Source organism: Anaerosporobacter sp., from assembly GCF_031551385.1.
GTDB lineage: Bacteria > Bacillota > Clostridia > Lachnospirales > Lachnospiraceae > Anaerosporobacter.
In genome coordinates this window covers 14,746-27,458 of record NZ_JAVBNS010000081.1, presented here as the reverse complement: position 1 = coordinate 27,458, position 12,713 = coordinate 14,746, and the positions used below count along the sequence as shown (strand labels likewise).

Genomic DNA, 12,713 nt, shown 5'->3' with positions numbered 1-12,713 from the left:
AAAAAACCACACAATTGCCGCTATCGGTGCTTCTATTGTTACTGCTATATAATACGCTACCCCAAGGACTATCACACCTAGAATACCAAAAATCCAGTTTGCTTTTGGTGGTTTCTCACCTACATTTTCACTGCGTAAAAGAGAAATCGCATTTGCCATTTTAATTTGACGAATTGCATTCAAGAATAATAAAGCAAAAATAACACCAAATACGATACTTGTCATCCCTATCGCTTCGAGCGATACCTTTAATGTATATGTGACATCCGCTTTAAGAACATTTACAAGCCCTAATTCCGCAAGTTTGGATAAAGCAATTCCTGCAATAAGTCCAATACCAAGTGATGTAATCGCAATAATTATTGTTTCACAGAATAAAATCCGACCAATATTCCATTTTCCCATTCCAAGAATGTTATACAAACCGAATTCTTTCTTTCGTCTACGAATCAAAAATGCATTTGTATAGAATAAAAATATAGTTGCAAAAAACGCAATTACCCAGCCACCAAATTGAAGTGTAATACGAATCGTTTCTGCGCCTGGCAAATAGTCCAGCGTATTCGTGTATTGCAAAAACACAATAATATAATACATCATTACCATTCCAACACAAGTTAAGATATATGGGAGATACATTCTTTTGTTTTTTCGAATCCCGTCAAGGGCGAGTTTCGGATAGAATCCTGCTTCCATCACTTTTCACCACCTGTCGCAAGTAAAGTTAACGTATCAGAAACCTTTTGATACAATTGTTCATTCGTATCATTTCCACGATAAATCTGATGAAATACTTCACCATCTTTAATAAATAATACACGTCCTGCATGGCTTGCTGCTTTTACGGAATGTGTTACCATCAATATCGTTTGCCCACTTTTATTAATTTCACTAAAGAGATGTAACAATTCATCCGTTGCCTTGGAATCTAATGCTCCTGTTGGCTCATCAGCGAGTATTAATTTCGGATTTGTGATCAATGCTCGTGCAACTGCCGCTCTTTGCTTCTGACCTCCTGATACCTCATAAGGATATTTTTTCAACAATCCTGTAATTCCAAGCCTTGCTGCAATTGGTTCAAGCCTAGCATGCATTTCCTTATAGGTTTTTCCAGCAAGAACAAGAGGTAGATAGATATTATCCTCTAGTGTAAATGTATCCAAAAGATTGAAATCCTGAAAAACAAAACCTAGATTATCACGGCGAAATGTCGCTACTGCTGACTCCTTAATTTTAGAAAGCTCTTTTCCATCAAGATTTACTGTACCATTCGTCGGCTTATCAAGCGCCGCTAAAATATTAAGTAGCGTGGTTTTACCCGAACCTGACTCCCCCATAATCGCAACATATTCGCCTTGCTCCACACTAAAATTTACATTTTTTAGTGCTTCAACTTTATTCCCACCAAAGCGGGTTGCATAAACTTTCTTTAGTCCGTTTACTTCTAAAATACTCATCGTATATTTCCTCCTATCAATCTTTCTGCACTTATTGTAACAGAAACGGGAAATGCAACGCCATAGAATCGCCTTACATTTCCCGTTTTATTTCTTACACTTTTGTAAGAAGTTATTCCTTTTGTAGTTCATACTGCTCCAAATTGATATGAATTGTCGTTCCTTGACCAAGCACTGAAGTCGCTGTAATTGTATGACCAAGTTTTGCACAAATACTCTTACAAAGGTATAGTCCAATCCCGCTCGCCCTTTTATCACTTCGTCCATTATATCCAGTATAGCCCTTTTCAAAGATACGTGGCAAATCTTCTGGTGCTATGCCGATACCAGTATCTTCAATACACAACGTTTTCGACTCTTTCATATAGATTTTTATGTTGCCTTCCTGTGTATATTTTAATGCATTCGATATTACTTGTTCCAAAACGAATACGAACCATTTTTCGTCCGTTACAATTGTTTCAGAGACAAGCTGTTCATATTCCAAACGGATTTTTCTACTTATAAATTCACCTGCAAACTTCTTAACTGAGCCACGAATAATCGCATCTAAATCGTGTTCCTTAATCAGATAATCCGTAGATGTAGAGCCAAGCCGTAAAAATGCAAGCACCATTTCCACATACTGTTCCACTCGAAATAAATCCGCTACTAATTTTCGTGATAAGGCGGAATCTTCATTCTGCAATGTTAACCGCATCGATGCAATTGGAGTTTTTATCTGATGTACCCAGACAGTATAGTATTCTATCATATCTGTATAACGATTATTCATATCTGTTTCAAGATGTTCCTGCTCTTCCTTTAGCAATTGAATGATCGCTTGGTAATCTTCATCTTCTATTCCTTCAACGAGAGGAAAAGAGGAAATCATAGCTGCTGTTAATGTTCTCATTTCAAGAAGTTGCTTATGTTTTCTTTGCACTCTGCTAAAATCTACAACTATAAATAATATTCCAAGAAAAGTGCAAAGCAACGTAGGATAGGCAACTGCATCGATTGGTAGATGATACAATAGAAATGTAACCGCAAAAATTATGCAGAATAAGACAAATGCAAGTATGCCTTTTCTGCGTTGTTTTAAGTATAGTCCAAATACGTTCATATCTATATTTCCTCTTTTATAAATAATTGTCCTTTAAATGCCAATATTGATTGACACTCCGAATTTTCCTTAATTTCACAATTTGTGAACTTTCAAATATATTTTATCTTCTCTTAATCTTGATACATCATTACTGTGAACATTATATCAAACTGTATTTCAAATACTCCAAGCTACTCAATAATATATCCCACACCAAATTTCGTTGCAATAAAACTCTCCAGCCCTGATGCTTCTAATTTCTTTCTAAGTCGATTGATATTAACTGTCAAAGTATTTTCATCTACAAACGAATCCGTCTCCCATAGTCGTTCCATCAGTTTTTCACGACTTACAACCTTACATTTGTTTTCCATTAGACAAAGAAGGATTCGGTATTCATTCTTTGTAAGTGGAATTTTTTCTTCAGCAAATGTCAGTGAATTATCTCCTGTGTTCAAAAATGCACCTCTATGTTCGAGTATAGGTACACTCGCAGCAAAATCATACGTACGACGAAGCATCGCTTGAACTTTTGCCATTAATACACTTTGGTCAAACGGTTTTGCAATAAAGTCATCCGCCCCCATATTCATTGCCATTACGATATTCATACTGTCAGAAGCAGATGATATGAAGATAATTGGCACTTTGGATATCTTACGAATCTCACTACACCAGTGATAGCCATTGAAGAAAGGTAACGATATATCAAGTAGTATCAAATGTGGTTGGAAATTCGCGAACTCTTCCGTTACGTTTCTAAAGTTTTGTACACAAAGAACTTCCAAATCCCACATCTGAGCCTGCTCTTTTATCGCCTCTGCAATTCCACGGTCATCTTCTACAATCATCATCTTATACATCGTTCCACCTCTAGTCGTTTTTCATGCATATAATTATAGCATGTTTTGGTATAAGAATCTATTCTACATTATTAGCCCAAGCCTTACAACACAGGTTACTGTGCACGACTTTAGATTCAACAATACTTATTTATTGTTCTCTTCTACCTTCATAGTTGTAGATTCTAGTTCATTCACATTACATATAGTTCGAATATTCTTTTTGTTCGCCTTTTTCTTGGCTTTATCTTTTTTATTATTCATAATTACTTTGAATATTCCACCTGCCAACGAGAAAACCAACATATTTATAACAAATATATCAACATATTTCATTACTTCTTTTTCTCCTCTCATCTACTGCTATTAATTATTCATTTTACTATATTCTACATTTCCATGTATATAGTTCAATATTACTACACAAAAAAACAAAGGACAGAGATGTATTTCATTCTCTGCCCTTTGCCTATATGAAACTAAGAAGTATTCTCTTCTAAGCTTTTCTATATCTAATTTGCTTTAGCAAATTTTTTACTTTGGCTAATTTTTTACTTTCGTAAATTATTTACCGTAGTAAACTTTTAAATACATTTCTTTCATTTCTGACATTAATGGATATCTTGGGTTAGCACCTGTACATTGATCGTCAAATGCTTGTTCAACCATCTTGTCTAATGTTTCTAAGAAGTATTTTTCATCTACGCCATATTCAGCGATTGTTTTCTTAATACCAACTTTAGCTTTTAATTCTTCAATAGCTTTCAATAAGCTTTCGAATTTTTCTTGATCGTTTTTACCTTGCATTCCTAAGAAGTTAGCGATTTCAACATATCTTTCCATACAATGTGGATATTGATATTGCGAGAATGTTCCCATCTTAGTTGGAACGCTTACAGAGTTGAATTTCATTACTTCAGTAATAAGTAATGCGTTAGCAACACCGTGTGGTAAGTGGTGGAATGCACCTAATTTATGAGCCATTGAGTGACAGATTCCAAGGAAAGCATTTGCGAATGCCATACCAGCCATAGTTGAAGCGTCTGCCATTTTTTCTCTTGCTACTACATCTTCTTTACCATTTTCATATGCACTTGGTAAGTAAGCGAAGATATTCTTCATTGATTTAAGTGCAAGACCATCTGTGTAATCTGTAGCCATGATTGAAGCATAAGCTTCTAATGCATGAGTAAGAGCATCGATACCAGAAGCACTAGTTAATCCTTTTGGTTGATCCATCATCATGTCAGCATCGATGATTGACATGTTTGGAAGTAATTCATAATCTGCTAATGGATATTTAACTCCAGTTTTTTCGTCAGTGATAACTGCGAAAGGTGTAACTTCTGAACCAGTACCTGAAGATGTTGGAACAGCGATAAAGTATGCTTTTTCACCCATCTTAGGGAATGAGTAAACACGTTTTCTAATATCCATGAAACGCATTGCCATATCTAAGAAGTCTGCTTCTGGATGTTCGTACATAACCCACATAATCTTACCAGCATCCATTGCTGAACCACCACCGATAGCGATGATACAATCTGGTTCGAAAGCTCTCATAGCTTTTGCACCTTCTTTAGCGCATTCTAATGTTGGGTCTGGTGCTACTTCGTAGAATGTAGTATGTTGTACACCCATTGCGTCTAATTGATCTGTTACACATTTAGTGTATCCGTTTTTATATAAGAAAGAGTCTGTTACGATAAATACTTTTTTCTTTCCTAATACGTTCTTAATTTCATCAAGCGCTACAGGAAGACAACCTTTCTTGAAGTATACTTTTTCAGGTGCTCTAAACCAAAGCATGTTTTCTCTCCTCTCAGCTACTGTCTTGATGTTGATTAAGTGTTTAACTCCAACGTTTTCTGATACAGAGTTTCCACCCCATGATCCACAACCAAGAGTTAATGATGGAGCTAATTTGAAGTTGTATAAATCACCGATACCACCGTGTGAAGAAGGAGTCTTTACAAGGATTCTACAAGTTTTCATAGCTGCTGCAAATTGATTGATTTTTTCTTTTCCAGTTCCTACGTTTACATATAATGAAGATGTATGTCCATATCCACCATCTGCTACAAGTACTTCTGCTTTTGCTACTGCTTCATCAAATGATTTTGCTTTGTACATAGCTAATACTGGAGATAATTTTTCATGTGCCATTTCTTCTTCGATTTCTACAGATTCAACTTCTGAGATAAGAATCTTAGTTGCTTCTGGAACATCAAATCCTGCTAATTTAGCAATTGTAACTGGTTTTTGACCAACAATCTTAGCATTAAGAGCACCATTGATGATGATTGTTTTTCTAAGTTTTTCTGTTTCTTCAGCAGATGTGAAGTAACATCCTCTGTCAGCAAATTCTTTTCTAACTGCTGCATAGATTTTATCGTTAACGATAACTGATTGTTCTGATGCACAGATCATACCATTATCGAAAGTTTTTGAATGAATAATTGAGTTAACTGCTAATTTAACATCACAAGTTTCGTCCATGATTACTGGAGTGTTACCTGCACCAACACCAAGAGCTGGTTTTCCAGATGAGTAAGCAGCCTTAACCATACCAGGACCACCTGTAGCTAAGATGATATCTGCGCTCTTCATAACTTCGTTAGTTAACTCTAATGAAGGAACATCAATCCAACCGATAAGTCCAGCTGGTGCACCTGCTTCTACTGCTGCATCAAGAACAACTTTTGCTGCTGCAATTGTAGAGTTCTTTGCACGTGGATGTGGGCTGATGATGATTGCATTTCTAGTTTTTAAAGCGATTAATGTTTTAAAGATTGCTGTAGAAGTTGGGTTAGTAGTTGGGATAACTGCTGCGATTAAACCGATTGGTTCAGCAACTTTCTTGATTCCAGCACTAGTATCTTCTTCAATAATACCACAAGTTTTTGTATCTTTGTATGCATTGTAGATATACTCTGCTGCGTAGTGGTTTTTGATAACTTTATCTTCAACAATACCCATACCAGTTTCTTCAACTGCCATTTTAGCAAGAGGGATTCTTTGTTTGTTAGCAGCTATTGCAGCAGCCTTAAAAATCTTATCTACTTGTTCTTGAGTGTATGTTGCGAAAATCTTTTGAGCTTCTCTAATCTCATTCATTTTTGCAACTAATGCATCAACACTGTCAACTAAGCCAGTTGCTTGTACTGTAGCTTGTTCTTCTTTCTTTGCCATTACTATTATCCTCCTAATTTTGAAATCAGCCAACTATCAGTAGGGGCTTCCCCTCCGATACAGCTTCATGGATATAAATTACTTAAATTACTCAAAATAAAATGTTTACTTTTATTCTTTTCATTTACTAACAAAATTATTACGTTAAAATATTAACAAGTTATTGTATAACAACATTTCGTTTATCTTTTAACAATGTCTATTGTATAGTGTTGTTAATTATTTGTCAATGAACATATTTATCAAAAAAACGATGTTTTTCTTTTTTTTTTGGTCATTTTAACAAAGATAAATTATTTACGCCATTTGATTTCCATACTATGTAAATACATCTATGTCCTGCCAATGCTTTTTAGTTATATTGCACAAAAAGAGAGCAAAAATACACTAAATATGTATCGCTGCTCTCTCTTTCTATATTTTACGTCTCCATATAATTACCTTCAAACACCATTTCCGCTGGTCCACGCATTGAAATGATATTACTTGATTCCCTCCAATCAACCGTCAAAATACCTCCATCAAGTATCACATCTACTCTTCGCTCTGTGAAGCCATTCATAACACTTGCTACTACACTTGCACATGCGCCAGTTCCACAAGCCAATGTACTCCCTGTTCCTCTCTCCCATACCCTCATTCGTATTATATTGTTTGTTATTACTTCAACAAATTCCACATTTGTTTTCTCTGGAAACATTGGGTGATTTTCAATTTTTCGACCGATTTCTTCTAAGTTTACATCTCTTATATCTTCTACAAACACTACTGCATGTGGATTTCCCATAGAAACACACGTAATTCTATACTTCTCACCATCAATTTCTAACTCTTCATCTTTGACTATTTCCTTCTTCGATATAACAGGAATCCTACTTGAGCGCAACTGTGGTTGCCCCATTATTACCGTTACCATCTTAACAACGTCATCATGAACCTCTAAAAACAACTGCTTTACCCCTGCCTTTGTCTCGATTCGAATATCTGTCTTTTCCGTTAATTTCTTATCATAAACATACTTCGCCACACAGCGAATTCCATTTCCACACATCTGTGCACTCGACCCATCGGCATTATACATCTCCATCTTAAAGTCCGCTATATCGGATTGTTTAATTAATATCAAACCATCTGCACCTATCCCATAATGCCTCCTACTCATCTGTACTGCTAATTGCTCTGGATTATCAACAGTCTCCGTTATCGCATTAATGTATATATAATCGTTCCCTAGTCCATGCATCTTCGTAAATTTCATATATCTTCGACCTTTCGATTCGATTATTCTATACTTATGCTAGAATGTATATGAAGATACTGAATTTTTACTTTCAAACAGCAAAACAAGTGTGCAAGGATAACCGTTCACTCTCAAGTCTTGCACCACACTACAAGGATAAATTTCCATTGTGTTCATAGGCATCCCCTCCTTTGTGAACTAGAGGGCTATTTCGAAATTCGCATCCTTCACTTTTCTATTGAATTATACCATATATAGTTTATCATGTTTATTTTACATATCCAACCATTTATTTCCCAAATTAATTATTTTTCTATTTCAATATCTCCCTATAAACCCGTAATACATTCTTATAACATATGGCTTCAATCTCCACAGACGTAAATCCAGCCTTCTCTAAGCCTTCCACAAGCATCTGCATATAGGAAGCATCTTTAATCTCTAAATTGCCTTCTATACCATCAAAATCCGTTCCTAATCCGATACAGTCAATTCCACCAACCTTCTTCAGGTGACTTATATGAACTATCATCTTCTCAACACTTGCGTATGCCTTTCTTTCATCCTCCATTGGCACTTCATCAAGAAATGAAGGGCAGAAATTAATCCCTGTTACTCCTCCTCTTTCCGATAAACGACGAATCATATCATCAGTTAAATTTCTACAATTGTTACAACAATGCATCGCATTGGAATGACTTGCTACAAATGGTTTCTTTGTATATCGCAGTACATCATAGAACCCTGCATCCGATAGATGCGATACATCAATAATAATACCAAGCCTCTCCATTTCTTCCACAAAAGAAATTCCAAATGGCGTTAAACCATCTATTGTATTACGTGATTTCATATCTGGTGTTTTACCTTCTTCATAATGAAAATTTGGATACCCAATACCATTCTCATAATTCCATGTAAGAGTAATCATTCGAACACCCAAACGGTAAAATGTACGCAAAAACTCCAATTTCCCTTCTACTTCTGCCCCTTCTTCTATCGTCAACAAAGCTGATATCTTACCTTCTTTTTCATTTCTTATAATATCATCATACGCACGCACCATACTAATACAATCTCTATTAGCTTCCATCTCCTGATAGAAGTAATCTATATACTTAATACTATCTTCAAACATGTTCTCATGCTTCTTTAAAGACTGAAAAATCGCAAAATTCTGAAGCATATAATTCCCCTTTTTAAGCTTCTCAATATCAAGGTGCATAGAATTCTTTCGTAGATTCTCTACACTTCCTTCCTTTATTCTACGGTCATACAAACCAGTAATCGTATCGCAGTGCATATCAATCAACTTAACCAATTGCAACATCTCCTTCCAAATTCATATTTCACATTTTTACTTTCAACTTCCAAAACTTAGATACTCCAAAACAAAAACCAACCTCTCAGGAACTATTCTATTCAAAAACCTTCCCTGTACTTGTGTCTCGATAACGTAAATCTGCAAAACTTCGTTACCTTCCCCAGCTTCTTCGTTGGAGTACTAGGACTAAAAAACGATAGCGAAGCACCATAGCACTTCTTAGTGCGTACATTGACACCCCAGGAAGGCGAGGCAAGGACGCCGAGCCAGCCCAAGCTGAGGCAGGATGCCGAATCGAGGGCGATTCCGTAACCTTCCCATACCTATATGTACGCACTTAGAAGTTCTTAAGTGCATAGCGTGTTTTGTGACCTAGTACACCAACGAAGAAGCTTTGAAAACATACCAAGTTTTGCATTTTAAAATTTCCCTACACAAGTACATCAACCACTGTTTACTTCTCAAGTCCATCTTTGGTGTATCGATTACTTCCGTTCCACAAAATCCACTCTTCATATCCAGCATCGTATACACCTTTTATCTGTTCCTTTATTTCATTTGCACCATATTTTTTATGCTGTTTAATCCACGTAGCAGTAAAATCTTGTAGCCATGGTCTTACTATTGCTTGGTGCTCGCCCTCTTCTCCTACCACAAGTACCTTCTTAGAATCATCTAACGCTTTCTTAATCAGAAGATATGGCTCTAGGTCAGGATAATTAATTCCATACGCTCCATTCGCATAGTGAGAAGGATAAATCATTGGGCAGATATAATCCAGATACTTTGACATCTCAACATAACTTTGCCCGACAATCTTTGCATCTACTTCACTATTAATAATCGTTCCATAAACATCTGCTGACACATATACTCCTAATGGCTGTAATTCTTCACATGCATATTTCGTAAATTCCGTAATAACCTCTATCTTTGACTTATCTTTCGCTTCCTCTCCAAAGCTAACTTGCTTCATACCACTGTCAGTTGAGAAACGAATATAATCAAACTGTATCTCGTCAAATCCTAAATTAGCTGCTTCTTTCGAAACACTAACAAGATATTCCCAAACTTCCTTCTTATACGGATTCACCCAAGCCAAATTAGATTTGTCACGAAATATCGTTCCATCCGCATTTTTAAGGCTTAATTCTGGCTTGTTTTCTGCCAAGATAGGATCTTTAAATGCAACAACCCTAGCAATTAAGTAAATTCCCTTTTCTTTTAGTTTTGCAACTAATTCTTCGATATTCGATATATACTTAAAAGTAGCTCCAATTTCTTTCGCCAATTCATTGTCCATCTTATATGTAATTTCGCCAGAATCATTCTTAATATCAATAACCATTGTGTTTAGCTCTGTTGTATCCACCAAATCAATTAAGTTATTCATATTATTCGTTGTTCCTGCCATCTGACCCGTTACATAGATTCCTTTTACTTTACATGGTGGTACTTTCTTGACATCAGGTATCTCGTCTATATCTGTAGCTACTTGTTCTTTATCTATGTTATCTGTTTGATTCCCATCTACCGACAAACCCTCTTGACCGACTTGGTTCTCATTGGGATTCGTCTCCGAATCAACTTCCTTTTCCACATCTGTTTCCTTGTTTAAATCACCTTCTTGATTTAACTCTTTATTGGGATTATTGTTTATGTCATCACTTTCCCCTTTATTCACTGTATTTTGAATAGAGCTCACATATGCATCTGTCTTTTTCTTACTCTCTTTATATGTATCATATAGATAAACGGCACTCACTGTTAAGCATACTGTACTTATAATCAGTAAACTGCCCGCTATTAACTGCTTTACACTTGATTTTTTTTCATTACTGTTTTTCTTGCTGTTATTTTCATCCTTCATTGCCCACCCTCAATTCTAATGATATCTCTTATTCACATAAATGGTAACATTCTGAATTCTCTTCTTCAAGTCCCGATTATGTACAATTAGTATATCATATATTTTACTATATTTATATGTATTTTGAAGAAAGATATCTTCCTTTTTTAGACACCGAAAAAACAATAACAGCGCCAATCTAAACTCAAATTGGTGCTGTTATCTAATAAGCAAAATCATTCTTTATTCTTAGGAATTATTACAGTTGCAATCGTACCTTTATCAACTTCACTCTTCACAATTAAATCTCCACCACATTGTGTAGCTAAACGACGGCGAACATTATCAATACCAACATGATTTCGCCTATCGTTTAAATCTTCATTTATATCAAAACCAATCCCATCATCACTCACAGTTATTTCAATACAATCCGTTAAATCTCTTGTTTCAATTGTCACCGTTCCACCATCTTCTTTCTTCGTCACACCATGGCGAACTGCATTTTCAACTAGCGGTTGAACAGTCAATAGTGGCAATACAAAATCCGTTACTTTAATGTCATATCTAACATCAAGTCGTTCTTCAAACCTTGTTTTCTCAATTTTTAGATATACATTTAAATTATCTAATTCATGTTCAAAAGGAATGAGGCGCTTTTCCGTCAATGAATTCATATTTTCACGAAGATACATAGAAAAATCTGCAACCAAATCTTTTGCTTGTGCTGGATTCTCGCTAATCAAACATTTAATTGTCGTCAACGTATTATATAGAAAATGTGGCTGAATTTGAGACAGCATTACATCAATTCTAGCTTCGGTAAGTTCAATTTCACGCTGTTTGGAACGTATATTATTCTCAACTTGTATGCGAAGATAAATGAGCAAAATAACAATAGTTACACTTAATTCTGATGTCTGCACAACAATCGGGCTTATCTCCATAACCACTAGTGCAATTATGCCTGTTATCTCATAAAACAGGAACACTAATGTATCATTCCGTCCTACGAACTTCGCATATTTTAATATAACTATCATTCCTGCAAATATAGAAACAACATAAGGCAAAGACATCATCAAAAATGCTTCTCCTACATGGTATACGTTTGCCTCATCAATATAAAATAGTTTTCCTGATAGAATTGTTATTATTGTAAAAATAAACGCACATGCCCAACCAACTATAAAAGTATAAAGCAGCTTATTCGAGAATGAGTGTCGCTTCTTTATATATGTAAGTATAAATATATCAATTGACGCACTGCTCAAACAAGTAAATATCCACACACATGCCGAGGATATCAATATTTTTATATCAGCGTATTTTGCCATTGATCCCCTATTCGCCTGCGATATTATATCAAAAATAACAGCAAGAAGACCAAAAGTACATAGAGCAATGAATCCTTTAGAACGACTATCACTTTTTCCATCCGTAATAATTGAACAAATCAAAATCGATAGCAATACAGCCGTGCAAACGGCTTCCATTGAAATGTTTATGTATTGCGCCTGTGTCACTGAATTTCACTCCCTTAGACTACTTTATTTATCGCTATTTATTTCATGATGTACCTTAATAAAAGGACATAGATTAATTATATTCGTTTCAGTAAATGATGTCAATTTTGATAAAACTAGATAATGACGACAATAACTTTTTCTACCAAAAAAGAGAGTGTTGCATCATAGCTTAATTCTCACAAATTAACTATGA

At 35.4% G+C, this 12,713-nt stretch carries 10 protein-coding genes; all 10 read right to left on the bottom strand.

The annotated features are described in order from the left end of the window. Positions 1-696: FtsX-like permease family protein (locus tag RMR19_RS07885; protein ID WP_310602946.1), on the bottom strand; the 696-nt coding region annotated here is incomplete at its 3' end. Continuing rightward, on the bottom strand, positions 696-1,457 hold the full coding sequence (locus RMR19_RS07880; protein ID WP_310602945.1) for an ABC transporter ATP-binding protein: 762 nt from the start codon (positions 1,455-1,457) through the stop codon (positions 696-698). The genes RMR19_RS07880 and RMR19_RS07885, both read right to left, overlap by 1 nt. Positions 1,458-1,569: 112 nt before the next feature. Continuing rightward, entirely contained in the window at positions 1,570-2,562 is a 993-nt protein-coding gene (locus RMR19_RS07875; RefSeq protein ID WP_310602944.1) for a sensor histidine kinase, read from the bottom strand. A gap of 173 nt (positions 2,563-2,735) precedes the next feature. After that, positions 2,736-3,407 (bottom strand): response regulator transcription factor, encoded by a 672-nt coding sequence (locus tag RMR19_RS07870; RefSeq protein ID WP_310602943.1) that lies wholly within the window; start codon positions 3,405-3,407, stop codon positions 2,736-2,738. A 126-nt stretch (positions 3,408-3,533) separates the two neighbouring features. Beyond that, the gene (locus RMR19_RS07865; RefSeq protein ID WP_310602942.1) at positions 3,534-3,743 is read right to left on the bottom strand and encodes a hypothetical protein; all 210 of its coding nucleotides are present in this window, start codon (positions 3,741-3,743) and stop codon (positions 3,534-3,536) included. A 207-nt stretch (positions 3,744-3,950) separates the two neighbouring features. Further along, entirely contained in the window at positions 3,951-6,578 is a 2,628-nt protein-coding gene (adhE, locus tag RMR19_RS07860; RefSeq protein ID WP_310602941.1) for a bifunctional acetaldehyde-CoA/alcohol dehydrogenase, read from the bottom strand. 421 nt (positions 6,579-6,999) lie between these two features. Beyond that, positions 7,000-7,836: a diaminopimelate epimerase gene (gene dapF, locus RMR19_RS07855; RefSeq protein ID WP_310602940.1), complete on the bottom strand. Its 837-nt coding sequence runs from the start codon at positions 7,834-7,836 to the stop codon at positions 7,000-7,002. 295 nt (positions 7,837-8,131) lie between these two features. After that, complete coding sequence (locus RMR19_RS07850) at positions 8,132-9,139, bottom strand: dipeptidase (RefSeq protein ID WP_331654674.1); 1,008 nt, start codon at positions 9,137-9,139, stop codon at positions 8,132-8,134. A gap of 457 nt (positions 9,140-9,596) precedes the next feature. Next, positions 9,597-11,012, bottom strand: a complete 1,416-nt coding sequence (locus RMR19_RS07845; RefSeq protein ID WP_310602938.1) for a putative glycoside hydrolase — start codon at positions 11,010-11,012, stop codon at positions 9,597-9,599. Positions 11,013-11,227: 215 nt separating this feature from the next. Then, a complete protein-coding gene (locus tag RMR19_RS07840; RefSeq protein ID WP_310602937.1) occupies positions 11,228-12,517 on the bottom strand; it encodes a sensor histidine kinase in 1,290 nt (429 codons plus the stop codon). Positions 12,518-12,713: the final 196 nt, after the last annotated feature.